We start from the raw sequence: 24,922 nt of genomic DNA, 5'->3' as shown, positions 1-24,922 counted from the left end.
ATCTTCTGTAATTCGTCTGAGCCCTGTCTCCTTGTTTGATCATTCCCCCTCCATCGTCAAATATCTTCTGCCGGTCACCCACTCCTCATTGATGTCCATCAGGATGGATCCTGCCAGCCTGAGGAGTGACTCTTCATTGGGAAAGGCCCCTACAACTTTGGTTCTCCGTTTCAGTTCCTTGTTGACTCTTTCCATCATGTTCGTCGTTCGGATCCGCTTTGCGTGCTCTTTCGGGAACGCCGTGTAACTCATAAGTCCCGGGATGAATCTCTCGATCGTATTGGCCGCTTTCCGATATCCTCGTTCGTTCAGATCATCTGCAAGCTGCTGAAGTCTTTCCTCGTCCCCATATGCCTCCTTCAAGGACTCAGCAACTTCTTTCTGATGTTTCCGTGGAATATTCTTTAAAACCGCCCGGGTGCAATGGACCGAGCACATCTGCCACGATGCGCCGAGGAAGGCGGCTTCCGCCGCCTTCTGGATCCCGGCATGACCATCTGAGACAACCATCTTGACACCCACCAATCCTCGTTCTTTGAGGTCTTCGAACAATCCCGACCAGAACATCTCATTTTCACAATCAGTGATTCTAGCTCCCAGGATTTCCCGGTAGCCATCCATTCGAACACCGGCGATCACCAGAAGAGCTTTGGTGATGTAGCGTGGTCCCTCTCTGACTTTGTAGTACGAAGCATCCACAAAGAGATAGGGAATCTCCTGTTCAATCGGCCTCTGAAGGAATGCATGGACCTGTTCATCGAGGTCCTTTGCTATCCTGGATACTGAAGCAGGAGAGAGTTGTTCGATGCCAAAATGAGCAACAATCTCCTGGATCCGGCGGGTTGAGACTCCCTGAAGGTAGGATTCAAAGATAGCATTCTCAAGAGCCTTCTCAACCCGGGAATAGCGTCCAAATACCTGTGTTTCGAAGGGAAATTCTCGGAACTGCGGTTTCTGGAGGATCGTTTCTCCATATCGGGTTTTCAGAGATCGCTTCTTGTAGCCGTTTCGGTGAGCCTTCCGCGCATCGGTTCGTTCATACTGCTCGGCTCCCGCCTGGTGGAGGGCTTCGAGCAGCATCACCTGGTTGAGGAACCAGGTGATGAGGGTCTTCATGCCATTCTCATTATCGGAAAGATAATCTTCGATTAACGCTAAGGGATCCATGGCCCTGTTTCTCCTTTGTCCAAATCTAGGTTGGATTCAGGGCCAAATTATTTTTACAGAAGATTCGTTACACTATCAAGCGTTCCCGGAACAGCCAGACCGTCGACCGATCCGGAATGGTTTCCGGATATCCCAGGAAGTGACGGAACGAGATCCGGTCGGTCGCCTGACGCTCCAGTTCGGGGTCAGACAGGCCATACCACTGCTGAAGCACCAGCAGCCGGATCATCAGAACGACGTCATAGTTCGGACGGCCGCCTCGCCCCTCGGCGTTGGTGTAGAGGTCAGCAAGGAGAGGGCGGAAGGCATCCCAGTCGATCAGACCGCTGACCTCACCCAGCCGATCACCCAGAGCTGCAAGGCTGGCATATTCGTGGTGGATCGCGAAATTGGTAAACGTGCTCATGGGAAAAAGGTCGATCCGGGACTATAAAGTACTTTGGGTGAGGTGGGGTTGTTCGAAATTCTCCCCCTTATGGAACATCGAAGAGCCAAAAAATCCCGGGCAGGATCAGATCAACCAGGAGATGGAGAGAGCCATAAACCGTATGATGCTATATATAACTGTGAGCGGATCCGGAGTCCTTCAGAACCCCCGGACGAGAGATCCCTGCCGCACCTACCATCGCAAGAGGGCGAGACCGGCAGAAACATACCGGTAATGTTGATACCCACAAAAACCAATGCGTCAGCATACAATGGGACAGCCGGCAGACCGCTCCGACGAGATCAACAAATACCGGAAGTTCAGGAAGGTCGAGGGCTCGACCTACCACCGCGTCAACCAGTTTCTCCGCAAACACACCTACATCACGGCGCGCGAGTGGGCGATCGCCCGCCTCTGCGCCGACTTCCAGACCACGAGCGGGGCCGAGATGACCTTCATCGGGGCGCATCTGCCAGAGCTCGTCCCGTTCATGACCGAGCCCTACACGCCGCAGGCAGTGAACCAGGCCCGCAACGCCTTTCGGAACAAGGTGAAGATGGCAGGGGCGACGTTCTTCTACGGCGCCCTCTGCGGTTTTTTCACGCCCGAAGAACTCGACGATATCCTCTTCGAGTCGAGCGAAGTTGCGCGGTTCCTGATGGAGATCGAGGGGACGGCCCTTGAGATCGACGAGGAGATCGACCTCGAAGATCGGGTCGCCGCCGTGATGAAGAACGTCTCGCGCTCTTCGGCTGAAATCCTCAAAGAGCGAATAAAAAATTCAGGAAGTGAGAAAGAATGAAGATCATCCAGATCGTTGGCCGGTCCAACACCGGCAAGACCACGTTCATCGTGGACCTGATCAGAGAACTCAAAGCAAAGGGAAGCGTCGCCGCCGTCAAGCACCTCGGCCATAAGAGATATGCGATCGAAGGGGGGAAGGACACCACCAGGTTCGCAGAGGCAGGTGCCGGGCGATCGGTCGGGATCGACGACGAAAAGGCGGTGACCATCAGCAGCGCGCCAGAACTGACCGCCGTCCTGACCGAACTCTGCGACGCCGGCACCGGGTACTGCATCATCGAGGGGTTCAAAACGATTCCGTTCCCGCGGGTCGTCATCGGCGACCTCGAAACAGAGGGGGTCGTCCTGAAAAACCCGGCCACGCCCGGAGAGGTGATCGAACACCTCGAAGAGTTCGAAGAGTTCCAGACGATGCAGGGCGTCATCAGGGAACTGCGGCGCTCCTGCCCGACCGAGCGGGCAGGATGCATTCTCTCGTTCAACGGCCTCGTCAGGGAGATCACCGGCGAGGAGAGGACCGATTACATGGACTTCTCCCCCTCGATCGATCCCCTGATCAGGGAGATCGAGGCCGAGGCCGCAGAGACGCCCGGCGTCATCGGCGCGCGTTTCCACCACCGCAAAGGGCGACTGTACGCCGGCGAGGATATCACCTACTTTGCAATCCTTGCAGAGCACCGGCAGGAGGCCTTTCTGGCCATGAGCCGGGCAATCGACCGGCTTAAGAGCGAAGCCCACAATAAACACTGAGGAAGACCATGGGCGACGAACGAGTACAAAAAAGATTGTTCGGAACAAACGGCGTCAGGGGCGTCATCGGCCAGGACATGACGCCGGACCTTGCGATGCGGATCGGCAAAGCGCTCGGGACAATGCGCAAAGGGCGGATCGCCATCGGGAGAGATACACGGACCTCGGGCGAGGCCCTTGCATGCGCCGTCTCGGCAGGGCTGATGGCGACCGGATGCGACGTCGTGGACTGCGGCATCCTGCCCACGCCAGCACTGCAGTATATCGTGATGGGCGGGTTCGACGCGGGGGCAATGATCACCGCCTCGCACAACCCCCCCGAGTACAACGGCGTCAAGATCATCGAGCCCGACGGCACCGAGATGGGAGACGAAGAGACGCTGCACCTCGAAGAGATCCTCTTCTCGGGATCGTTTAAAACCGTGCCATGGGACGAGGTCGGCGGGAAGAAGAGCGAGCCGAACCTGAGGGAAGCCTACATCGATGCCATCGTGGGCCATTTCCCTCCCGGCATCGGGCAGGGCATGACCGTCGTGGTCGACCCCGGTTCGGGCCCGGCGGCACAGACCACCCCGCAGATCCTCGCGCGCCTGGGCTGCACCGTCCACACGATCAACGGTCAGATGGACGGCCGGTTCCCGGGCCGCCTCCCTGAACCGAGCCCTGAAGGGCTTGCGCCCCTTGCCGAGATGGTCAGGGAAACCGGCGCCGCCTTCGGCGTGGCCCACGACGGCGACGCCGACAGGGCAGTGTTCATCGACAACCTCGGCAGATATGTCGAAGAAAACAGGGAGTTCGGCCTTGTTGAAGGCTTCATCTGCAAACAGACAAAAGGGCTCGTTGTCACCCCGGTATCCACCTCGCTGATCGCCGGGGCGGTGGCAGAAGAAAACGGGTGCACGGTGGAGTTCACGCCGGTCGGAAGCATCTATGTCGCCAGGCAGATGCGCAAACTCATCGCCTCCGGAAAGCCGGTCGTCTTTGGGGGAGAAGGAAACGGGGGACTCATCTACCCGGAGCACCAGTTCTGCCGCGACGGCGGCATGACCGCCGCGATGATGGTCGGGCTGCTCCATGCGGCGGGCGCACCTCTCGCCGCTCTCCTGGACGCCATGCCGGCCTACCACATCATCAAAGAGAAGATCAAGACAGAACATGCCGCAGATATCATCGCCTCCTTAAAGAGGCGGCATGCAGGAGAGGATATCGACTGCCGGGACGGCATCAGGATCAACCGGCAGGGGGCCTGGGCACTCGTCCGCCCCTCGGGAACCGAACCGATGATGCGTGTCATCGTCGAGGCGGAAGATGAAAAAACCGGCACCGCATTCTTTGCCGACATCATGGCAGAGATCAAAGAATCGGCCCCGGATATCGCCCGTTAGAAGTAAAATAACCAATAATTATTTTTATCTCTATTTTTGGATATTAAAGCCCTCTTCAGGGGCCTCTCCCCTATTGCCCTGACCAAACCCGTTCAATTGATATAAATACCTTCAATTCATTTTATCTTATAGAATATTCTGAGACACCATAGAGAAACTTTTTTAACTATTGCTATATTATATTCTGGTAGGAAAAACCTTGCCAGAAACTGAAGCCGATATTTTAAAGAAAATACAAACAGTGGTGGCGCGGGGGGAGCAAAGCGAAATTGAGCTGCTTCTGAACGACATTTCTCAGATATCGAAGAGAAAGGAAAAGAAAGAACTGCTGGAGGCAATCCACTCAACGGTCATCGAGATGGCGTTTCGGGAAAACCATCCTGAACTGACAAAACTGCCTGCAGTCCTTCCAAAAGATGAGATCTACGATCACATACGCCGCGCCTCGCGCATCTTTATCGATACAAAAGACCGGGCATGGCTCCAGGCGGTCTACGACCTCTCCGGATCGCTCGACCGGAAAAGTTCACAGTCGATGATCCTCTCCGAAGTGACAAAAGAGATCATCGAGGCCGGCGTGGACCGGGCAGAGGCCGAACTGATCGATGCCGGGATGGAGGTCTTCCACCAGATCAGTTTCCGGAAATACCGGTCGGCCATACTGATGGACATCGTCCCGCTCCATATCGTCTGGAGCATCACCATCAGGGACACATCCCTTCTCACCGAGGCCCTCAGGCTTATCGAGGGGATTGGAGATATTTCAAAGCGCTCCCTGCTGCAGAGCGAGGTCACCAGGGCAATAGGACGGATCGGTGTCGCAAAACGGGATTTTCCCACCATCATTCTTGCGCTGGAGAACGCTGCAGAGATCAAACAGAAGATCCGACGTATCGCGTCGATCAACGTCATCGTGGCACAGGTATGGAAGTCTCCGCTGAGCACGCAGGTCTCAGACATCCCTGCAGTCTTAAAAACGCTCGAACACCTGCCTGAGACGCAACTCTCAGAGGTTGCAGCCGCCCTCACCGGCGAGATGATCAGCCGGGCCAGCGACAAGGGGGCGGCGATCGCCATGCTCGAAGGCGTGGAGAAGACCTATCCCTTCACCCTGCAGGCGATCATCGGCGAACTTCTCCAGGCTGCAGAACGAAACGGTGATCCCTATTTTCTCGAGGCTGCGCTCAGGTTCAACACCCGCCTCAGACCCGAGGACGAGGTCCAGATCAAAGAGATCGTCAGGGCCGGTACGGCAGTGGTCGAGCGGACCGGCGAGGCAAAGTTCCTCCTCGATATCGTCCCTCTGATCGAAGAGGCGGTTTCAGGGCCGCGTGCATTTGCCGTCTACCTCCAGCTTGTCCAGACCATGCTCAACCGCGGGGCATTTTCTCACGCCGTCGATATCTTCGGGAAGATCACCTCGTTCTCAGAGATCATCCAGACCGGAACGCAGTTCTGGGACACCTCGGTCATGCTCGTCAGTGCAGGGGTGCTGAGGGACCGGGTCGACCAGATCAGGGACCGGGTCTTCGCACTGATGGACACCGAGACGAAAGAAAGCCTGATCCAGCGGAGCATTACAGACATCGCCAGAAACACCAGTTTCGGTGAGATCATCCACCACATCTCCTCAATCGTCGCCCTCGCCGGCCTCCACCGCCACCGCGACGATCAACTGCTCCTGGCGATCGATCTCCTGATCGAACGAAAATTCATCGATTCGCTGGACCCGTCCTACCTGGTGGAGATCGCCCGCCAGATCAGCAACCGCGAGATCAGCGGTGCGGCCGTCTCCCGGATCGTTGCAAACATGTCGGATTTCGGCGTCTCTCACCAGAACCGGGACTACCTCCAGAGGGCCGTCGGTCTCACGTGTGAGATCAGGGTGCAGAAGATCAGGTCTGAGGCGCTCTGCAGCGTCATCGACCGCGCCGCCGACCTTGCCGTCTCCCAGGGCGATCTCACGCTCCTGAAACGCATGCGGGGCTGGACCGATCCCCTGCTCGAAAAAGAATTCGGCCTCTACACCACCGGAAACATCGTCAAAGGGATGGTGAAGTACGGCATCAACAGGATGGCGCCCCACGCCCTGGAAAACGCCTATGAAGTGGCCGGCGATATCGACGACCCCTCCCTCCGGCAGCAGCTCAACGAACTGATCATTGAAGGGCTGATCAGAGTAGGATGCCTGATGATGCAGGAACCGCTCACGGCAGAGAGCAGAAACCTGCTGGAGAACAGAATTGCGGTGTTCAGACGGGCGAACAAGATCCTCGGCGATACCGTGACTGAACGGCGCTACTCCATACGAATCGCCCGCGGCATTGACATCATCACAGAATATCTGTCCAGCACCAGAAACCCCTACTACGCCATACCCCTCGTGATGTTTGTCCTGGAGATCAGGAGCCAGGTCGAGCGGGACGCCATGGTGGCGCGGATCGCCGCCGAGTTCGAGCCGTACATCGACGATCTCGCCTCCACCGATCCGTACGAGATGATGGCGTTTCTGCTCCAGCGCCTCGAGCATGCCAGCGGTTCGCCCGATGTCATGGACCTGACGAAGTCGCTCCTCCTCCAGATCGCAAACCCCTATACCAGATATTCAGGGATGTGCACGCTCGCCGAGGGCTACCTCAGGGTACATGATCTCGAACGGGGCTGGAGCGTCCTCAGGGAGATCCATGAGGGTGTCGGAGAACTGACGGTAGCCCACGAAAAAGCCCTGATCCTCTCAGACATCGCAGGGCTCATGGCGAAGGTTGACCCGGAGGAGGCATATGACTGTTTCCAGGAAGCGATGGCCCTTCTGCCGGCGGTTGACCCGGAGATGGGAGGGATCGTGCGGAAACATCTGGTCTTCTCCCTGGTAAGCCTCCACGCCATCGAGCCGCGAGAGGAGAACATTGCGGCGGTCACCGGACTGATAGAGGCGATCGACGATCCGACCGATTACGTGAACGCTCTCATCTCCGCCTTCACCCTTGTTGCCCAGGGCGACAGGGCAAAAAATGTCATGGAAAGCATCTACGCCGGTATCGACGCCATTCCTCTCCCCTACGACCGGGCGTCGATGCTCCTCTCGGTTGTCCCGATCGCGGTGAGGTCGGGCGAGAAGGGCGACGCGGAGCGGCTTCTCGTCGAGGCCGATGCCCTGACGGCGGACATACATATCCCGGTTGTCTCTGCCCTGGTGAAGAAGGGCATCTGCCAGATGTACCTGATGCTGGCCGCCACAGAAAAGAACGAGGCCTATAGAAAGAAGGGAATCGAGGTCGTCAGGAGCATTGAGGACGAGATCCTCAGAATAAGGACCTTCGGGGAGATCGGGATCAGCACCGTTGAACAGGTCGAGGATCCGGCGTTCAGGCGCCTCATGGAAGCGGCAGAGGAGGTGCTCGCCGCAGGCTCCGCCCACCCTGACATCTCCTCCCTCGAATATCTTATAGAAGGGGTTTCCGACCGGGCGCAGCGCGCGCGCTACTGCTTTGAATTATTCCTGCATTTCAGGGATGCCGGACGCGAACGGGCGGCAGACAACATCCTCCTCCTCGGCCTCGACGAGGCGAGCATCATCAGGCCCCTCTCCAGAAGGGTCTATGTCCTCTGCGACCTGGCGCTCTCCCTCCAGAGCATCGGGGAAAAGAAAAAGAGCAGAGACATCATCGGAATGGCGGTGAACGCCGCTACAAATATCAGGCAGGACGATCTGCGCGACGAAGTATTCAACGAGCTTGACGTTGTCATGCGGGTGATGCAGGAAGGGAGAGTATGAAGACGATCAGGGTGCGGGTCACCGGGAAGGTCCAGCACGTCGGCTTTCGGGCCTGCACCAGAAAGATCGCCACGACCCTGGGGATCGGGGGGGCGGTGCGGAACCTCCAGAACGGCACCGTCGAGATCGACGCCACCGGAGATGATGCGGTGCTGGAAAAGTTCCTGGGGATGATCTATACCTGTCCAAGGGTGGTGATACGGGACCTGGAGGTCGAGGACCTTCCGCTCTCCAGGTACACCGAGTTCAGCATCTGCCGGGATGCCGATCAGTAGACCGGCGAAAATTCTGTTCCTGAGAGGAGGGCGCAGGCATAGTCGCGCACCACGGTATTAATCGGACCGTCGTCAAGGGTGCGGCGGATGCCGCCGAGCAGGTTTTGTATAAGATTCTCAGAAAGGTAGCAGCGCCGATCGCCGGTATCGTAGTCGCAGGCAGAGATCCCACCCCGCGCAAGGGAGAAGACGGTTTGATCGATCATTGATGGTTTGAACCCGTCGATGATATCGTAGATCAGGCCCCCGGCCCCCTCGTGCAGGGTGCCGGAATCCGGGTCCAGTCCTGCGGCCGAGAGCGCTACGTCTGCCGAACCATAGAGAACGGCGTAGCCGAACGAGAGCATGGCATTGACCGGATCGATATGGGGTCTCCTCCCCCGCCGCCTGAACCCGAGTTCTGCCGGGATGGTGCGCGCCATGATCTCGTAATACATGTCACTGACCAGTTTGTGAAGCCGGCGGACCTCCTCCATCCTGATAAGAAAGGGCAGTTCCTCGCGCGACCGGTGGAGGAGCTCGAGTTCTCCTTCGTACAGGAGATCCCACCCGTGAGCGTTGCCGTAACGCTCGATCGCAAGGATACGCGCGTCGATCCCGGCCTGAGCAAAGATCAGGGCGACAGAGTGACCCGATACCTTCTGCTGGGCGGCCCTGATCGTTTCAGCGTCCTGCGGGTGGGGCGGATTGATCTGGCCGGCCGGGAACCCGTCGGCGTCAAAAAATGATATGGTTGCTCCGGCCCTGACGAGGGCGACGACAGCGGAGGTGTGGATGGTATGCCCGCCGACGATGATGAGGTGACCGACCCTGCCGATATCATAGCGCTCCTCACCCGCTCCCTTCAGGACCGTGAGGGTATTCCTGGTCGCCCTGATGTGCCCACCAGAACCGGCGACCGTCACCCATTCACGCAGATGTTCGGTCATGGTTAAACTACACTGTCAGCGCCGGGTTTCGGCGGTTGATCTATCATATCTGGCATTTTCCCATAGATGAAAGGATCGATATTTCTGCCGGAGGGCGTCCGGGTTAGTTTGAAGATACAAGAACACACCCTTCTGGATATGCAGGCAGGGGCAAAGGCTGAATGGCACCGGTTGCGGGAGGTGCTCGTTCATGAGCCCGGGTTAGAGGTTTTTTTCGCCCTCCTGTCTCCAAAAAACCACCTTTACGAGCGTTTTTTTGATCTCGGGGCAGCGCAGCGGGAGCACCGGCGGCTCTGTGAGGTGCTGCACGAGGATTTCGGGGTCAGGGTCCACCGTCTCCAAAAAAGCATCCTCGACGGGGCGGAAGAAATGTCCGGGATCAGGAGTGCGCTCGAAGCCTCGGCCGAACGCCTGAACCCGGAGGCCGATCCCCGTCCTTCGGCGCGGGACAGTGCCCATCTCCTCTCGATCGCCATACTCGGGGCGCAGGGCAGGAACGGGGGCACCGCCCTCACAGAAACGATGCACAACCTCTATTTCATGCGCGATCAGCAGGTCTGCACCGATCTGGGGATGGTGACCGGCCGGATGGCGACGCGGGAGCGCCGGATGGAGGTCGAGATGACGCACCTCGCCCTCTCTGCACTCGGCGCCGACCCGGTCGCACAGGTGTCGGAGGGAAAGATGGAGGGCGGGGACGTTATCCCTGCAGGAGATTTCGCCCTCGTCGGCTGTGGTGTCCGCACCGATATGAGGGGCATTGCCGCACTGATGGGGGGCATGGGGTTCGACGAGGTCGCCGTCGTCCATGAACCCCTTCATCCCCTGATCAGGGGCCGGGACTATATGGTGAGCATGCACCTCGACACCTATTTCAACATCGCAGGCGACGGCGTCGCCGTGGGCAACCCGGCCCTCCTCGACCGCGCCCGGGTCGAGGTCTTCGTCCGCGAGGGCGAGAGATACCGTCCAGAAGACGGAGCGCAGACCACCCTCGCCGGGTATCTGGGGGAGAAAGGGTATTCGATTATACCGGTCACGACCCTCGAACAGCTCTGTTATGCCTCAAATTTTCTCTGCGTCAGGGATCATGAGGCGGTCGCCGTGGACACCGGGCAGATCGCTCCCATGATGCTGGCGAGGCTCAAAGAAAAGGAGGCGGTGCAGCCCGGCATGTACGCCGCCCTGCTCGCGCAGGCCGAGGCCGATTACCGACGCCTGAGGGCAGAAGCGGAATTTTTCCCGTATAAGAGGGAAGTATATGCCGAGGGGCTTGAGATGACGCCGGTCAGCCTTAAAAATGCGACCGGCGGCTACGGCGGGGCGCACTGCATGACCTGCCCGCTCAGGCGGTGAAAAGCGTCCCGGCCTCTCCGGCAAGGGCGGCCTCGGCGTCGTCGAGATGGGCGATGATCGCTTTTTTCCCGCCCGATCCGACAAAACGGATCGCCGCCAGCACCTTCGGCGCCATTGAGCCCTCCCCGAACTCGCCTTCTGCGAGGAGGCGGCGCGCCGTGGCGGCGTCCAGGCTGTTGAGGAGGGTCCGGGCCGGTGTTCCAAAGCTGGAGAAGACGCCCGGGACATCGGTGAGCATCAGGAGGAGATCGGCGCCGATGCCGACGGCGATGCGTTCGGCGGAGAGATCCTTGTCGACGACCGCCTCAACCCCCCGCAGGAGGCCGCCCTGCCTGACCACCGGGACGCCCCCGCCGCCGCCCGCGACGACGACGGTTCCCGCATGGAAGAGTGTTTTGATCGTCTCGATCTCAAGGACCTCCAGGGGGTCGGGGGACGGGACGATCCGCCGCCAGCCGCGGCCCTCCTCCTCGCGCATCGCCCATCCCTCTGCCGCCGCAAGGGCCCGGGCCTCAGGTCCGGAATAATACGGCCCTATCGCCTTGGAAGGAGTGGCAAATGCCGGGTCGCCGGGATCGACGAGCGTACGGCTGAGCACCGTCGCCACCTGCGCCCCCGGCCCGAGACGGTTCTGCATGCACTGCTGGATCATGTAGCCGATCATCCCCTGGCTCTCGGCCCCGCAGATGTCGAGCGGCATCCTGGGGACGGCGTCCCTGGCACACTCGTTCTGGAGGAGGATGTCGCCGACCTGCGGACCGTTGCCGTGCGTGATCATGACCGCATGACCGGCCGCCGCCATTCTGGCGAGGGGAGCAACCGCCGCGTCGATGTGGCCGAGCTGTTCCTCGGCCGTTCCTTTCTCCCGGTACCTGACGATCGCGTTCCCGCCGAGCGCCGCAACGATCTTCATCGGTCTTCTCTCAGACAGAGAATTGAATAGACCTTCCGGTCGTCGCCGGCGTCCCTGATCACGCCGTGGATCTCGGTCTCAAAACCCGGGAAGGCAGCGTCGAAGTCCTCGTAGAGCAGGAGGAAATCGATGATGTCCCGGTCATCGGCGGAAAGGACCTCGCCGGGCATCCAGATCGGAATACCCGGGGGGTACGGGACGACCATCACCGCGGCGGTCCGGCCGGCGAGGTCCTGGAGCCGGACTTTTTCCGCCTTTCCGGCGATCATCATCCTGTAGGCCTCAGCAGGCGTCATCGCGGGGCGCGGGATCCGGGCATAGACGTCCTTCTGGATCTCTGCAATACCATGCCCCTTCAGGTATGCGTGCATGGCGTCGCAGAGGTCGGCAAGCCCCATTCCACCGTAGATCCGGGGGTAGGTCTTCACGATCTCCGGGAACACCTGTTCGAGCGGGGTATTGGCGTCGTACTGGTCCTTGAACTCGAAGAGCTGGGCGATCAGGGTGCCCGACTTTCCTTTCGAGATCCCCATGGTGAAGAGGATGAAAAACGAGTAGAACCCGGTCTTCTCCACGACGATCCCCTGTTCCTGAAGGAACCTGGAGACGATGGCGGCCGGGATGCCGCGCTCCTCCACCAGGCCGCCGGGATCGATCCCGGGCGTGAGGACGGTGACCTTCAGGGGATCGAGAAGGCAGTAGTTCTCCTCGATCCCGTCGAAACCGTGCCAGGCGTCACCGGGCTTTAAGGTCCAGTAATCGAGGTGGCGGCCGAGTTCGACGGCGTCCCCCTCCTGTATCCTCGACCTGAGGGTGAGAAAATGCTCTGCATACTGGCCCTGCCCCACGCCGGGCTGCCAGACAGGAAACCACCAGCGCCTGCTCCCGGCCTCTTCGTCCTCGAGCACCTGCGCCATCAGCTGGACCATCTTCTGGCGGAAGATCAGGGCCTCCTCAAGAGTATCGGTGATGAGAACGGTGCCCGATTCACCCTCCATCATCTTCGCCGCCACGTCGAGAGAGGCGATGATGCTGTACTGGGGCGAGGTGGAGGTGTGCATCATAAAGGCCTCGTTGAACCCATCGGGATCGATCCTGGCTTCCTCGGGGCAGTGCGAGTCCCTGAGGTGGATCATCGAGCCCTGCGAGAAGGCGGCGAGGACCTTGTGCGTCGACTGGGTGGCAAAGATCGCCGGCCTATCAGGTGCGGCCGTCACCGGGGTCATCGCATAGCGTCCGCGGTACAGCGGGTGAAACCGGGCGTAGCCGTACCATGCCTCGTCAAAGAGAAGGACACCGGCGGTCCCGGTGAGTTTCTCGATGATCGCCTCCACATCGTAGCAGAGACCATCATAGGTGGAGTTCGTGACCACGGCAAGGCGGGGCGTCCGGCCCGCATCGGCAATGAGGGGATGGTCGGCGCATTTCTTCTGTATTACGGCGGGATCGAACTCGGCCGCATGGATCGGGCCGATGATCCCGTAGGTGTTCCTGGTCGGGATCAGGTAGACCGGGACCGCCCCGGTCATGATGATCGCATACATCACCGACTTGTGGCAGTTGCGATCGACAAGGACGATATCGCCGGGCCCCACGCACCCGGAGAAGACGACCTTGTTCGAGGTCGAGGTGCCGTTCGTGAGAAAGTAGGTCCGGTCGGCCCCGAAGATCCGGGCGGCCTCGGATTCGGCGGCGCCGACCACGCCGGTGTGTTCGAGGAGCGATCCCAGTTCGGGGACCGAGACCGAGAGGTCTGACCTGAGGGTGTTCTCCCCGTAGAACCTGAAAAAGAGTTTTCCCACCGGCGACTTCAGGAAGGCGACGCCGCCGGTGTGGCCGGGCGTGTGCCAGGCGTATTTGTACTCCTGCGTGTAGCGGACCAGTTCCCCGAAGAATGCCGGGAGGAGTTTGTCCAGGTAGTCGCCGGTGACGTCCTCGATGCGGCCGGCGATGAAACGCGGCGTGTTGTCCAGTTTCCAGAAATAGCCGTCTATCGACCTGATCACCTCGAGCGGGATCTCGTTGACGGCGAGTTTGCTGGTGAACAGGAATATCGGAAGGTCCCTGTTGCGTTTCCTGATCGTCCTGATCATCTCCACGGGCCCGGCCGAAGCGGCCGATTCGGGCTGGAGGTCCCAGTCCAGGAGCACGCAGGCGATGTCCGGGTAGACCGACCGGTAGATGGAGAGGGCGTCCTCCACCGTCAGCGCCTCGATGACCCTGAAGTCGAGGTCGCCGAGGATCTCGATGACCTGGCGGAGGGCGATCCCGCCCGCGGTCTCGGCATGGAGCTCTGAGTCGACGATGAGGATGGAGAGATCGAGGTTGCTGTACCATTCCATTCTGATCACATCCCCGCCTCTTTGGGTCCTGTACAGGTCTTTCGCCCGGGCAGGGCGCACCGGACACCCGATTGCGTGCGGTTATATCGCTGAGGGGGCGGGGGAGTTCTTATGCCTTGCGGCCAGGGACTGCGCCGGAAAAAAAGGTTATTCTTCTGCCTTCTCATCGCTGCGGGCGACGGTCCGCATCGACGGGAAGAGGATCACTTCTTTAATGGAATCGTTCCCGGTGATCATCATGATCAGACGGTCCATGCCGATCCCGACACCGCCGGTTGGGGGCATGCCGTAGCCGAGGGCGTTGATGAAGTCGTAGTCGATCATCTGCGCCTCAAGGTCGCCGAGACGGCGCTTTTTGTCCTGCTCCTCGAACCGTTCCTTCTGGTCGATGGGGTCGTTGAGCTCGGAGAAGCCGTTTGCCAGCTCCATGCCGTAGACGAAGAGCTCGAAACGTTCGGTAAAGCCGGGTTTTGTCCGGTGGCGTTTTGCGAGCGGCGAGTTCTCGACCGGGAAGTCGTAGATGAAGGTGGGCTGGACCAGTTTCTCCTCGCAGTAGTGATCGAAGAAGAGCGGGAGGTAGTCGCCGTGGGTCTGTGCGGTCTCGCGCTTGTCGATTTTCTCCTGCTCGGCGATCCTGGCAAGGTCGTCGAGCGGGGTGGCATAGACGTCGATGCCGCCGTACTCCTTCACGGCGTCCTCCATCGTAAGCCTGCGCCACGGACGGGCGAAGGAGATCTCGGTTTCATCGAAGGTGACGGTGGTGGTGCCGCGGGCGTGGACGACGAGGTCGGTGATGATCTCCTCGGTGAGGTCCATCATGTCCCTGTAGTCGTGATAGGCGGCGTAGATCTCCACCATCGAGAACTCGGGGTTGTGCTTTGTGTCGATATCCTCGTTCCTGAAGTTCTTCGAGAACTCGTAGACCTTCTCGAAGCCGCCGACGACGAGACGCTTTAAGTAGAGTTCAGGGGCGATGCGCAGGAACAGTTGCTGTTCGAGGGCGTTGTGGTAGGTGATGAAGGGACGGGCATTCGCCCCGCCGTAGACCGGCTGGAGGGTGGGGGTCTCGAACTCCATAAAGCCGCGGCTGTTCAGGAAGTTCCGCAGTTCGGCGATCGTCCGGCTCCTGAGACGGAAGGTTTCTCTCGTCTCTTCGTTCATGATCAGGTCGAGGTAGCGCTGGCGGTAGCGCGCTTCGGTGTTCTTCAGGCCGTGGAACTTCTCGGGCATGGCACAGACCGACTTGGCAAGCAGCGTGTAGGCGCTCGCCCAGATGGTGATCTCGCCCATCTTCGTCCTGAAGACGCGTCCGGTCACCCCGATGATGTCGCCGGCGTCGAGATATTTCTTGAGGAACTCAAAGGCCTCATCGCCGACGTCGTTTTTCCTGATATAGAGCTGGATCCGGGCCGAGGCGTCGCCGATATCGATAAAGACCGTTTTGCCGTGGTGGCGGATGATGTAGATCCGTCCGGCGGTGCAGACCTCCTCTTCTGAGGGGTCGTGACCGATCTCTGCGTATCGCTCCCTGATCTCGGCAAGGGTGTGCTTTCGCTCATAGTGGGCCGGGTAGATCGGTCTGCCGTCGCCGGTGAGTTCGCGGTATTTGGTGAGTTTTACCTCGTCAAAGGTGATCTGGCTGCTATCACTCATGGTATTTCCATCCAGGATGCGGGGGTATCCACCCGATGTGGTCCAGACGGGTGAAATGGTGCTTTATATTTTTTCTCAGGGGTATTAAGGGTATCACCCCGGAGCATGGCGGAGGGCCGGGAAGAGAGGGATCTAATAGAATGGCAGAGAGGCGATGCCGACGGTCATGAAGCAAAAGAAACCATTTATAAGGCAGCCCGCTGAAATGACATGACCGCTCACATGAAAATCGGTTATCCCTGCGCAAACCGATCCATCGGATGCTCGCCGAGCCGTACCTTTGACCTCAGGGTATTTTCCAGGGATCACCTGATCCTGACGATTGCCGAGAACCTTTCCTGTATTGCCAGAATTCTGGAGTTCAACAGGAAGGCAGGGCTGTATTTTTTTGTCATCGGTCCGGGGCTCATCCCCTATGCCACCCACCCGGCAAACACGCTCATCTGGGCAGAAGAGTTTGCTGCCGATTTCGCTGCCGTCGGGGCCTTTATCAGGGACGCAGGGATGAGGATCGCTGTCCAACCTTCGTACGGTTTTGCCGTTCCTGAAGGGAAAGGAGAGAGGGAGGCAGCACACGCTGCAACGATCCTGGACGCTATGGAACTCGGGACCGATGCAAAGGTCATTGCGTGGGCAGGAGGCGGCCCGGGCAGGGAATCGGCTCAGGATAGGACTTTCAAGTGGCTGAACAGGCTGCCCGACGGGATCAGGCGGAGGATCGCGATCAGAAACGACGACACCCTGTCGGTCGCCGACTGCTGCGCCGTCGCAGAAGAGTGCGGCGTCCCGGTCGTGTACGACCATCTTCACCGCGACAGCGCCCCTTCGCCTTTCAGCTCCGCCGAAGCGATACGGCGGTGCGCGGCGACCTGGCACGAGGGAGACGGGGCGCCGATCCTCGTGTTCGCCACGCCAGAGGCGGACGGACGACCGGCCCACACCATCGACGCAGACCTATTTGCAGAGGTGCTCGCGGCATCCATGCCCGCTGATCCCGATATTGTCATCGACTTTCAGGACCGGGAACAGAGCGCCCTGATCGCGATGATCGCCGCCTTCGACGACCCGCGGCTCATTCCGGGGAAAGAACTGAGAAAAAGAGGGGCTTGAAGGAGGAACAGATGCGGATCGGCTATCCCTGCGTGAACATCGGGCTCGGGTGCACCTCGGCCCGGACCTTCAGGCTGCGCTCGTGGAGCCCTGAGCGGTTTCGCTCGACCGTCAGGGAGAACCTCGCCTGCCTCTCCAGCACCCTCCAGTTCAACATCGACCACGGCCTCCTCTTCTTCAGGATCACCTCTGACCTGATTCCCTTCGCCTCCCACCCGGTGAACGAGATCGACTGGGAGGTGGAGTTTTCCGGGAGTTTTACCGAGATCGGCGATCTGATCCGGGAGAGCCGGATGCGCATCTCGATGCACCCGGACCAGTTCACCCTGATCAACTCGCCCGACGGGGGCGTGACGGCGCGGAGCATCGCCGAACTGGCGTACCATGCCGCCGTCCTTGACGCCATGGGCCTGGACACCACGGCAAAGATCCAGATCCACGCCGGTGGGGTCTATGGAGATAAAGCATCGGCGATGGAGCGTTTTCTCGATCGCTACCGCGATCTGCCCGTTGCGATCAGGCGACGTCTCGTCGTCGAAAACGACGATCGCCTTTATACCGCGGCCGAATGTTGCGCTCTGAACCAGGCCTGCGGCATCCCGGTGCTCTTCGATACCTTTCACCACGAGTGCAACTCTTCGGGAGAGGAGATGCCTGAGGCGCTGGCGATCTGCGCACGGACATGGGGGCGATCCGACGGCATACCGATGGTCGACTACTCGTCGCAGAAGCCGGGTGCACGAAAAGGGGCTCATACCCATGCCATCGATCTGGCGCATTTCAGGGCGTTCCTTGCGGCCTCACGGCCCCGCGACATCGACATCATGCTCGAGATCAAGGACAAGGAGAAGAGCGCCCTCCTGGCCCGGGCAGAGGCCGCCGCCGATCCGCGCCTGACGGCGTGAGCGGGCGCGCCATGCCAGAGCATGGCAAGGTTATTGGCAGGCGGCGACGAAAGAGTATGTCATCGCCCGTGGCCATGCCGGCAGTGCCAGCGGGACAGAAAGGATTGTGCTGATATGTTCTGGAACAGGGAAATAGAAACGATCGCGGGGGACGACCTTGAGGCGCTGCAGCTCTCCCGGCTGAAATGGACGGTGCGCCAGGTTCAGAATGTCGAGTTCTACCGGAGGGCGTTTCAGAAAGCCGGGGTCTCACCCGGCGATATCCAGACGCTCGACGATCTCGAGAAACTCCCCTTCACGACGAAAAAAGACCTGAGGGAAGGTTACCCGTTCGGTTTTTTTGCGGTGCCAAAGCGCGAGGTGGTCAGGATCCACACGACCTCGGGGACGACCGGCAAGCCCACCGTCGTCGGCTACACCCGCCAGGACCTCGATACCTGGACCGAACTGATGGCGCGGAACCTCACGATGGTCGGCCTGACCGAGGACGACGTCTTCCAGAACATCCTCGGCTACGGTCTCTTCACCGGCGGCCTGGGCTTCCACTACGGGGCCGAGCGGGTCGGGATGACCGTGATCCCGAGCTCCACCGGGAACACGAAGCGGCAGATCGAGATGATCGAGGACTTCGGGGTCACGGCGATCAACAGCACGCCCGGATACGGGCTGCACCTCGTCGAGGTGGCCGAACAGATGGGGGCGTCCCTGGAGAGCCTGCGGATCGCCACCTTCGGCGCCGAGCCCTGGTCCGAGAGCATGCGGGCGGAGCTGGAACGTCGCCTCGGCGTGGATGCCTATGACAGCTACGGGATGAGCGAGATGTACGGTCCCGGCGTCGCCTTCGAGTGCGAGGAGAAGGACGGGCTCCATATCTGGCACGACTGTTACCTGGCCGAGATCATCGACCCGGCGACCGGGGAACGCCTGCCCGACGGCGAGACCGGCGAACTGGTGATCACCCCCCTGGTCAAAGAGGCGATGCCCCTGATCCGCTACCGGACCGGGGACATCACCCGCTTCCTCACGGACGACTGCCCGTGCGGGCGCGGCAAGCGCATCGCCCGCCTCTCAGGCCGGGCCGACGACATGCTCGTGATCCGGGGCATCAACGTCTTCCCTTCGCAGATCGAGCACACGCTTCTCTCCCTTCCCGAAGTAGGGGATCAGTATATGGTTTATGTGGACAGGATCAATCATCTTGATGAGATGACGATCGAGGTGGAGATCAACAAGAGCTACTTCTCCGGCGAACTGGCCGACCTCCAGCGGCTGCAGAAGAAAGTGGCCGGGGCGATCAGGGAGACGCTGAACCTGCGGACGACGGTGAAGTTCGTGGAGCCCGGCACCCTCCCGCGCTTCGAGGGCAAGGCAAAGCGCGTGGTCGACCGGCGGGGGGCGATCTGGTGAGGATGTGGGATCCCCGTATGGAGGAGATGCCGCCCGAGGAGTTGAAGCGCCTCCAGTACCGCCTGCTCAAGACGCTCGTCTACCGGCTGTACAGTTTCTCGAACTTTTACCATGAGCGGATGCGGGCGGCCGGCGTCCACCCCGACGATGTGAAGACGCTCGACGATATCGCAAAGCTGCCCTTCATGTACAAGAGCGACCTGCGGGACAACTACCCTGACCGGATCTTCACGGCCTCGCAGGACGAGCTGGTGCGCTACCATGTCTCTTCCGGGACGACCGGCAAGCCCACCGTCGTCGGCTACACGGCAAACGACCTGGAGATCTGGACGACCTCCCTCGCCCGCTCCCTCACCGCCTGCGGGCTTGGCCGCGGCGACGTGATGCAGGTGAGCTACGGCTACGGACTGTTCACCGGCGGGCTCGGCCTCCACTACGGCGCCGAGCGGATCGGGGCGACGGTGCTGCCGATCGGCACCGGGAACACCGAGCGGCAGATCGAGCTGATGCAGGACCTGCACGTGACGGCGATCGCCTGCACCCCGTCCTACCTCGTCCACCTGGGCGAGACGGCCGAGCGGATGGGGGTCTCGATCAGGAACGACACGAACCTTCGCGTCGGGATCCTGGGGGCCGAACCCTGGTCAGAGCGGATGCGCACCGGGCTCCAGGAGGCGCTCGGGATCCGGGTCTTCGATATCTACGGCACCTCAGAACTCTCGGGCCCGATGTTCACCGAGTGCACCGAGCAGCAGGGGATCCATATCTGGGGCGACATCGCCTACCCCGAGATCATCGACCCGGAGACCGGGGAACAGCTGCCGCCGGGCGAGAAGGGCGAACTCGTGATGACCGTCCTGAAAAAGGAGGCGCTCCCGATGATCCGCTACCGGATCGGGGACGTCACCATGCTCGACGATGCGGTCTGCGCCTGCGGGCGGACCTCGCCGCGGATCATGCGGATCCAGGGGCGGGTCGACGATATGCTCATCGTGCGCGGGATCAATGTCTTCCCGTCGCAGGTGGAGCACACCCTGATGGGCATTCCCGAGGTGCTCGGGTCGGCCTTCCAGATCGAGGTGGACCGGCGGGGTGCGCTGGACTCGATGCTCGTGCGGGTGGAGATGAGCCGCGACGCCTTTTCCGACAAGATCACCGATCTCATGCGGGTGAAGGCGAAGGTCACCCACGACCTGAGGAACTCCCTGAACGTGGCGGCGGACGTGGAACTCGTGGCGCCGGGGACCCTCCCGCGCTTTGAGGGGAAGGCAAAGAGAGTGATTGACCGGAGAGTGTACTGAATTATGGCAGAGAAGAAGTATATCATCAAGCAGATCTCGATCTTTTCAGAGAACAAGCCCGGGCGCCTTGCGGCGATCGCCCATGCCCTCGAAGAGGCCGGGATCAATATTCTCGCCTTCTCGATCGCGGAGGCGAACGGGTTCGGCGTGGTGCGGGCGCTCGTGAACAAACCCGACGGGGCCTATGAGACGCTCACCAAACTCGGGTTCATGGTCTCGTTCACCGACGTGATCGCCGTTGCCATGCGGGACGAGCCCGGCGGCCTCTTCGATATCGCACGGATCCTGGGCGAGGCCGGGATCAATATCGAGTACTCATACGCCTATTCCGGGAAGGGAGGGGCGGTGCTGATCCTCCGCGTGGACAAGGTCGAGGAAGGGATCAGGAAGGTGCTGGACGCCGGCGGGAAACTGCTCGGTGCGGAACTGTTTGGATAATATACACTCTTTTTTTCGGTCGGGGTTCTGATCGGTGGTGGGCGCCGGTGTACCGCACGCGAGGGAGAGGTCTGCACGAAAATGTGCGAGCATGTTTTTACCCGGTACAGGTGGAACAGGCGGATCACCTCAACGCATATTCGATAGTATGCAGATCTGACGCTCTGTGAACGGTTTTTCTGTTCCACCTTCTGATCGTGCATCCCGGTACACCCGGATCGGGTGCTCTCCTGTACGGGACCGCGACCCGATTAGATGCAGAAAAAGAGGGGAGCGATCGTTCCTCGCGTGCGATCGATGGGGGCGGTCTGACCTGATCCGGTGGTGGGGCGGGCCGCAGGGCAAAGGCGAGGTCTCTCATCGGGGTGTCGCGGTAATTGAACTGCTCGGGGAGGTGGTCGAACGCCGTTTGTGGGATAGATACAGAAAAACCCCTGATCCCAAAGAGGCTTTCCACACCCAGATCACGACTGCCCGATCCATCTCAAGAAGAAATGTATCATCAGCTTTTCTCAGCATTGAAACAGATTCCAGGCAGCAGTGTCAAAGAACACAACAAGACGAAGATCGATATCCGCGGGAAGAACGTGATCAGATATCCCAAGAAAGAAGAATTGGACCTGATATGTCTGTTTAAACCTACGAACGGGAGCAAAAAGGGGATCAGATTTTATGTTTACCCCTACATCCTTGCGACACATCTCCATACTGACGAGAGAACAATCACCGCCTTGGTCCCTTCCAATGCTGTGGCCGGACCATGGAGGGATGGTCAGCATCCGGGGGACCGGTGGATTAAAGGCTTTTTCACGAATGAAGAAGAGGTGGAGACATTCCTGAATGGTATCCGATCTCTGTACGACAGGGATTGAATAGCCCCCTGGGTGATATTGAAAACCGATGCCGGTGCTTTGAACCTTCAACCCGGCGGATCCTTCATCCCCCGCCTGATCACCTACAGCACCACTGCCCTCAAGGAGCTGAAAGCCCTGGCCGAACTCGGTATCCTGGAACGCAGGAGCCCTTCAAAGAAGAAGACGCATTATGTGCTGGCGCAGGGACCGGTGCCCGATGCCTGACGTGTGGATATTATCGTGGCGATTTGATGAAAAGAGTGCATCTAATCCTCCTGATTAATATCCAATGTTCCAGAGGTGTGGATAGTGCGTGGATATCTGTGTGACTCGTGCGTGATGATGCCCCGGGCAACGGGGTGACACCTCATCCCCGCCCGAGCACCCGCAGCACCACCGCCTCCCCCGTCCGCATAGTATAAATGAACGCATGCACCACCCGAAACCAGATATGCCTCCCTTCGCCCTGACTCCCGTCCGCATCTTCATCAGCAGCGTGCAGAAGGAGTTCACCGGGGAACGGGCGGCCCTCCGCGACTACCTGCGGGGCGACGCACTGATGCGGCGGTTCTTCGAGGTCTTCCTCTTCGAGGACGTCCCGGCCGCCGACCGCCGCACCGAAGACCTGTACCTCGACGAGAGAATCCCCGATCGTCAGATATCGGACACCCCTCAAAACAGAAGATGTCCGATATGTCCGATAAATGTCCGATAAATGTCCGATAAATGTCCGATATTTTGCAGAGTATACTTCGACATATCAGGCTTTCCCGGGATGTGGCCGGGCTAAAACATATCTTCTACCCTTTTTCGCACCGACTGCTTCCAGCAAGCCGCGATGGACGAGATCGAGAAGATCGCGGTACCGGGTCTTCTCCGATACCTCCGGCACAATCGATGCATAGTCCACAGCAGTTATACCGCCGTTTTCTCTGGCAAAGGACATAGCCTTCAACTGCCGCTCGTTCAGGCCGACCCCTCGCAGAGAATCTTCGGTAAACCGCAGATCCTTCCTCATGCGCACGATGAACCCAAACGAGTCACTGTGAAACTCAGGCTCCGGGAGCCCGGCCTCTGCGAGTGCATCCACGATTCGGCCGATGCCGGAACCATACCGTTCGACAAACCCTGCGAGGTAGAATATCTTTGCTATGAGCGGGTTTCGCAGGAACGAGTAGTGTTCGGTCTTGAGCATCTCGATCGTAATCCCTTGCGGCAGCGATCCGGGGTTGTGGAACCGTATGGCGTCATCGTAGACACGGATCTGCGTCTGGATGTCGGTGTTGAAGTAGTCCCGGTGGATAATCGCGTTGAGGAGCGCTTCACGAATTGCCAGGAGCGGGTAGTCCCAGACCTCCTTGCGCTGGAAGGAATCCTGCATTGTGTCTGCCGAGATCTCGTATCGGACGTCGATGAAACTTTTCACCCGCTCTTCTGCTCGTGTGAACTGCAGGATGAGGTTCCCGGAGAACTCTTCATCACCGATGATGATGTCCCTCCCCTTGAACCGGCCGACCCGGGTGGTGGTGTTGACAAAGAACCGTTGCGGCTCTTTGCCGAAGAGCATGATGGCGGCATTGGTCAATCTTCCGTTGACCGTAAGTTCCAGGCGGCGCAGAATCGATTCCACAGGCTCTTCTTCATCCGCAGCATCGAGTCGGTTCGATCGCTTTGCCAGACGAACGAAGGTTCTGACGGTCTCGGGATCGATATCGTCGATGGAGTAATCGCCGGTGAGCGTATCCCAGGTAATCCCGGATTTACGGATCAGAAAATGAACGAGTTCCTGTCCGGCAAGATCGAACGTGTTGCTTCCGCTACGCTGATAGTACCGGCCGTCGCACGAGACCGGGACAGAGGAAGGGGAGACCGTGATGTTGATAATGTCGTTTTCTGCGACCGTCTCAGCAACAACGGAGGGGGTTATGCCAAGTTTGTTTCGGATCTTATTGGGCAGTTCCCGCAAAAGCCGTTTCACGTGATGAACGCCAACCGGTCTTCCGGCGTCATCGATACCGATCTTGAGCACCCCGCCGCTTGTATTTGCAAATGCACAGAGGGTCTTGAGGTATTCGTCCTTCCAGGACTCCTTGAATTCAATGTTCTGACTCTCGATCATGGTGGATGCGGGTGACTACTGATACTACATCAACGGGCATTCTCTTATAGGCTTCCCGCCGCCGGCCGGGACGAGGCAACGGGGTAACCCCTCACCCCCACCCGATCATCTGCAGCACGATCGCCACCGCCCCGCCCACGACCCCGCCCGCCCCGGCGGCGATCTGCCGGTCCCGTCTGGCCTCCCCCACCGTCTCGCTCCGCCACCCCTCCAGGGTGCGGAGCCGCCCCTCACGGCAGGCGTCCTCCTCCTCCATCCGCTGCAGCGTCCTGCAGATCCACTTCACGTCCCGGGCCGTCTCGGCGACCAGCTCGCGGGTGCTCTTCTCGTTCATACCTGCCCCGGAGATCGGCGGGAAGGGGGATGAGCGTTTCTTAACCCTGCCATACGCCCCGCCCGTTCGGCCGTCAGATGTTAAGGCAGGCAGATATCCCTCCAGGTAATAGTATCCTGTGCCTGTTCATGTGCCCGGGAGCATGCGGGCAGGAGAACCAAGAAATGGCAGACTTTGTCGAGACCAGCAACACCAGGACCGCTGTGCGGCAGATCCCGGCCCCGATCGCAGACATTGCGACCTTCGAGGCGATCGTCGCCGGCGTGATCGCCGACAACCCCTTCGGGTGCGTGGAGTACGTGCAGAGCGGTTCGACCCATCCGGGCGTCGAGCGCAACCGCGAATCCCACACCCTGCGGGTGAACTACGAGGACCTCGAGGGCAACGTCGTCGGGACCGTCACCGTCAAGGCGCCTGACATGGCGGCCTTCAACGCTGCGGCGACCGCCGTCCTGGGCGATGCGGCCCTCGAGACCGCTCTTGGAGGGGACGCCGTCAGGAACCCGGACGCCGACGCCTTCAGCTGCCAGCTGAAGTGCCACGACGCGAGCGGGGAGACCTACTACGTCACCTTCGGGCGCGAGAGCGTGCGGATCACCTCGTACGAGGATGAAGCCGTTCTCGCCACCATCGAGGCGTGGGCGGACGAGGTCGCGGCCCTGAACTGAGGGGGATCTT

The 24,922-nt window shown here is 59.9% G+C and carries 22 protein-coding genes and 1 pseudogene; 15 read left to right on the top strand and 8 right to left on the bottom strand.

The genetic code is table 11. The features are described 5' to 3' along the window. Window positions 1-39 precede the first annotated feature (39 nt). Both HWN36_RS00175 and HWN36_RS00170 read right to left on the bottom strand, forming a co-directional pair. The gene (locus HWN36_RS00175; protein WP_176787304.1) at window positions 40-1,167 is read right to left on the bottom strand and encodes an IS256 family transposase; all 1,128 of its coding nucleotides are present in this window, start codon (window positions 1,165-1,167) and stop codon (window positions 40-42) included. 76 nt (window positions 1,168-1,243) lie between these two features. Continuing rightward, window positions 1,244-1,573 (bottom strand): annotated as a pseudogene (locus HWN36_RS00170) (transposase); the annotation flags it as partial. Window positions 1,574-1,865: 292 nt separating this feature from the next. Between HWN36_RS00170 and HWN36_RS00165 the strand changes: the two are divergent. From HWN36_RS00165 to HWN36_RS00145, 5 genes are all read left to right on the top strand, one after another. Further along, window positions 1,866-2,396, top strand: coding sequence for a DUF5806 family protein (locus tag HWN36_RS00165; protein WP_176787324.1), 531 nt, complete (start codon window positions 1,866-1,868; stop codon window positions 2,394-2,396). Beyond that, a complete protein-coding gene (mobB, locus tag HWN36_RS00160; RefSeq protein WP_176787323.1) occupies window positions 2,393-3,148 on the top strand; it encodes a molybdopterin-guanine dinucleotide biosynthesis protein B in 756 nt (251 codons plus the stop codon). The genes HWN36_RS00165 and mobB overlap by 4 nt, the downstream gene beginning before the upstream one ends. Window positions 3,149-3,156: 8 nt before the next feature. Next, the gene (gene glmM, locus HWN36_RS00155) at window positions 3,157-4,533 is read left to right on the top strand and encodes a phosphoglucosamine mutase (protein ID WP_176787322.1); all 1,377 of its coding nucleotides are present in this window, start codon (window positions 3,157-3,159) and stop codon (window positions 4,531-4,533) included. A gap of 358 nt (window positions 4,534-4,891) precedes the next feature. Next, window positions 4,892-8,308 carry a hypothetical protein gene (locus tag HWN36_RS00150; RefSeq protein ID WP_176787321.1) on the top strand — a complete coding sequence of 1,139 codons (3,417 nt, stop codon included), beginning with the start codon at window positions 4,892-4,894 and terminating at the stop codon, window positions 8,306-8,308. After that, window positions 8,305-8,583: an acylphosphatase gene (locus HWN36_RS00145; protein ID WP_176787320.1), complete on the top strand. Its 279-nt coding sequence runs from the start codon at window positions 8,305-8,307 to the stop codon at window positions 8,581-8,583. The genes HWN36_RS00150 and HWN36_RS00145 overlap by 4 nt, the downstream gene beginning before the upstream one ends. Here HWN36_RS00145 and cas1 read toward each other — a convergent pair. After that, window positions 8,577-9,512 (bottom strand): CRISPR-associated endonuclease Cas1, encoded by a 936-nt coding sequence (gene cas1, locus HWN36_RS00140; protein WP_176787319.1) that lies wholly within the window; start codon window positions 9,510-9,512, stop codon window positions 8,577-8,579. The two genes, HWN36_RS00145 and cas1, sit on opposite strands and share 7 nt — an antisense overlap. A gap of 108 nt (window positions 9,513-9,620) precedes the next feature. Here cas1 and HWN36_RS00135 point away from each other — a divergent pair, with 108 nt between their 5' ends. Then, window positions 9,621-10,868, top strand: coding sequence for an arginine deiminase family protein (locus HWN36_RS00135; RefSeq protein ID WP_176787318.1), 1,248 nt, complete (start codon window positions 9,621-9,623; stop codon window positions 10,866-10,868). Here HWN36_RS00135 and arcC read toward each other — a convergent pair. From arcC to lysS, 3 genes are all read right to left on the bottom strand, one after another. Further along, window positions 10,858-11,781 carry a carbamate kinase gene (gene arcC, locus HWN36_RS00130; protein WP_176787317.1) on the bottom strand — a complete coding sequence of 308 codons (924 nt, stop codon included), beginning with the start codon at window positions 11,779-11,781 and terminating at the stop codon, window positions 10,858-10,860. The two genes, HWN36_RS00135 and arcC, sit on opposite strands and share 11 nt — an antisense overlap. Next, window positions 11,778-14,123, bottom strand: a complete 2,346-nt coding sequence (locus HWN36_RS00125) for an Orn/Lys/Arg family decarboxylase (RefSeq protein WP_176789526.1) — start codon at window positions 14,121-14,123, stop codon at window positions 11,778-11,780. The genes arcC and HWN36_RS00125 overlap by 4 nt, the downstream gene beginning before the upstream one ends. A 147-nt stretch (window positions 14,124-14,270) precedes the next feature. Next, window positions 14,271-15,776, bottom strand: coding sequence for a lysine--tRNA ligase (gene lysS / locus HWN36_RS00120; protein ID WP_176787316.1), 1,506 nt, complete (start codon window positions 15,774-15,776; stop codon window positions 14,271-14,273). Window positions 15,777-15,998: 222 nt separating this feature from the next. On the opposite strand from lysS, the gene HWN36_RS00115 reads away from it, so the two are divergent. From HWN36_RS00115 to HWN36_RS00080, 8 genes are all read left to right on the top strand, one after another. Continuing rightward, entirely contained in the window at window positions 15,999-16,886 is an 888-nt protein-coding gene (locus HWN36_RS00115) for an apurinic/apyrimidinic endonuclease family protein (RefSeq protein ID WP_218133160.1), read from the top strand. Between the two features lie 11 nt (window positions 16,887-16,897). Further along, entirely contained in the window at window positions 16,898-17,791 is an 894-nt protein-coding gene (uvsE, locus tag HWN36_RS00110; RefSeq protein ID WP_176787314.1) for a UV DNA damage repair endonuclease UvsE, read from the top strand. A 114-nt stretch (window positions 17,792-17,905) separates the two neighbouring features. Continuing rightward, window positions 17,906-19,198: a phenylacetate--CoA ligase family protein gene (locus HWN36_RS00105; RefSeq protein ID WP_176787313.1), complete on the top strand. Its 1,293-nt coding sequence runs from the start codon at window positions 17,906-17,908 to the stop codon at window positions 19,196-19,198. Between the two features lie 17 nt (window positions 19,199-19,215). Next, complete coding sequence (locus tag HWN36_RS00100) at window positions 19,216-20,499, top strand: phenylacetate--CoA ligase family protein (protein WP_246269793.1); 1,284 nt, start codon at window positions 19,216-19,218, stop codon at window positions 20,497-20,499. Window positions 20,500-20,502: 3 nt separating this feature from the next. Next, entirely contained in the window at window positions 20,503-20,937 is a 435-nt protein-coding gene (locus HWN36_RS00095) for an ACT domain-containing protein (protein ID WP_176787311.1), read from the top strand. Between the two features lie 494 nt (window positions 20,938-21,431). Continuing rightward, a complete protein-coding gene (locus HWN36_RS00090; RefSeq protein ID WP_176787310.1) occupies window positions 21,432-21,809 on the top strand; it encodes a hypothetical protein in 378 nt (125 codons plus the stop codon). A 39-nt stretch (window positions 21,810-21,848) separates the two neighbouring features. After that, complete coding sequence (locus HWN36_RS00085) at window positions 21,849-22,016, top strand: hypothetical protein (protein ID WP_176787309.1); 168 nt, start codon at window positions 21,849-21,851, stop codon at window positions 22,014-22,016. Window positions 22,017-22,242: 226 nt separating this feature from the next. Continuing rightward, complete coding sequence (locus HWN36_RS00080) at window positions 22,243-22,506, top strand: DUF4062 domain-containing protein (protein ID WP_246269792.1); 264 nt, start codon at window positions 22,243-22,245, stop codon at window positions 22,504-22,506. 45 nt (window positions 22,507-22,551) lie between these two features. On the opposite strand, the gene HWN36_RS00075 is transcribed toward HWN36_RS00080, so the two are convergent. Further along, window positions 22,552-23,910, bottom strand: a complete 1,359-nt coding sequence (locus HWN36_RS00075; RefSeq protein WP_176787308.1) for an ATP-binding protein — start codon at window positions 23,908-23,910, stop codon at window positions 22,552-22,554. Window positions 23,911-24,001: 91 nt separating this feature from the next. Continuing rightward, complete coding sequence (locus HWN36_RS00070; protein WP_176787307.1) at window positions 24,002-24,244, bottom strand: hypothetical protein; 243 nt, start codon at window positions 24,242-24,244, stop codon at window positions 24,002-24,004. Between the two features lie 164 nt (window positions 24,245-24,408). Here HWN36_RS00070 and HWN36_RS00065 point away from each other — a divergent pair, with 164 nt between their 5' ends. Next, entirely contained in the window at window positions 24,409-24,912 is a 504-nt protein-coding gene (locus HWN36_RS00065) for a hypothetical protein (RefSeq protein WP_176787306.1), read from the top strand. Window positions 24,913-24,922: the final 10 nt, after the last annotated feature.

This window comes from Methanofollis tationis (assembly GCF_013377755.1).
Classification (GTDB): Archaea; Halobacteriota; Methanomicrobia; order Methanomicrobiales; family Methanofollaceae; genus Methanofollis; species Methanofollis tationis.
Note: the sequence above shows the minus strand (reverse complement) of the source record. Positions and strands in the feature narration are given on the sequence as shown.

Bases quoted from the DNA above. Each gene is read 5' to 3' on its own strand.
- HWN36_RS00080 (WP_246269792.1), top strand. From the start codon at position 22,243: ATGCCTCCCTTCGCCCTGACTCCCGTCCGCATCTTCATCAGCAGCGTG.
- HWN36_RS00070 (WP_176787307.1), bottom strand. From the start codon at position 24,244: ATGAACGAGAAGAGCACCCGCGAGCTGGTCGCCGAGACGGCCCGGGAC.
- HWN36_RS00125 (WP_176789526.1), bottom strand. From the start codon at position 14,123: ATGGAATGGTACAGCAACCTCGATCTCTCCATCCTCATCGTCGACTCA.
- uvsE (WP_176787314.1), top strand. From the start codon at position 16,898: ATGCGGATCGGCTATCCCTGCGTGAACATCGGGCTCGGGTGCACCTCG.
- HWN36_RS00100 (WP_246269793.1), top strand. From the start codon at position 19,216: ATGGAGGAGATGCCGCCCGAGGAGTTGAAGCGCCTCCAGTACCGCCTG.
- HWN36_RS00115 (WP_218133160.1), top strand. From the start codon at position 15,999: ATGAAAATCGGTTATCCCTGCGCAAACCGATCCATCGGATGCTCGCCG.
- HWN36_RS00065 (WP_176787306.1), top strand. From the start codon at position 24,409: ATGGCAGACTTTGTCGAGACCAGCAACACCAGGACCGCTGTGCGGCAG.
- HWN36_RS00150 (WP_176787321.1), top strand. From the start codon at position 4,892: ATGGCGTTTCGGGAAAACCATCCTGAACTGACAAAACTGCCTGCAGTC.
- arcC (WP_176787317.1), bottom strand. From the start codon at position 11,781: ATGAAGATCGTTGCGGCGCTCGGCGGGAACGCGATCGTCAGGTACCGG.
- HWN36_RS00175 (WP_176787304.1), bottom strand. From the start codon at position 1,167: ATGGATCCCTTAGCGTTAATCGAAGATTATCTTTCCGATAATGAGAAT.
- HWN36_RS00095 (WP_176787311.1), top strand. From the start codon at position 20,503: ATGGCAGAGAAGAAGTATATCATCAAGCAGATCTCGATCTTTTCAGAG.
- HWN36_RS00165 (WP_176787324.1), top strand. From the start codon at position 1,866: ATGGGACAGCCGGCAGACCGCTCCGACGAGATCAACAAATACCGGAAG.
- cas1 (WP_176787319.1), bottom strand. From the start codon at position 9,512: ATGACCGAACATCTGCGTGAATGGGTGACGGTCGCCGGTTCTGGTGGG.
- mobB (WP_176787323.1), top strand. From the start codon at position 2,393: ATGAAGATCATCCAGATCGTTGGCCGGTCCAACACCGGCAAGACCACG.
- HWN36_RS00145 (WP_176787320.1), top strand. From the start codon at position 8,305: ATGAAGACGATCAGGGTGCGGGTCACCGGGAAGGTCCAGCACGTCGGC.
- HWN36_RS00105 (WP_176787313.1), top strand. From the start codon at position 17,906: ATGTTCTGGAACAGGGAAATAGAAACGATCGCGGGGGACGACCTTGAG.
- glmM (WP_176787322.1), top strand. From the start codon at position 3,157: ATGGGCGACGAACGAGTACAAAAAAGATTGTTCGGAACAAACGGCGTC.
- HWN36_RS00075 (WP_176787308.1), bottom strand. From the start codon at position 23,910: ATGATCGAGAGTCAGAACATTGAATTCAAGGAGTCCTGGAAGGACGAA.
- HWN36_RS00090 (WP_176787310.1), top strand. From the start codon at position 21,432: ATGTATCATCAGCTTTTCTCAGCATTGAAACAGATTCCAGGCAGCAGT.
- lysS (WP_176787316.1), bottom strand. From the start codon at position 15,776: ATGAGTGATAGCAGCCAGATCACCTTTGACGAGGTAAAACTCACCAAA.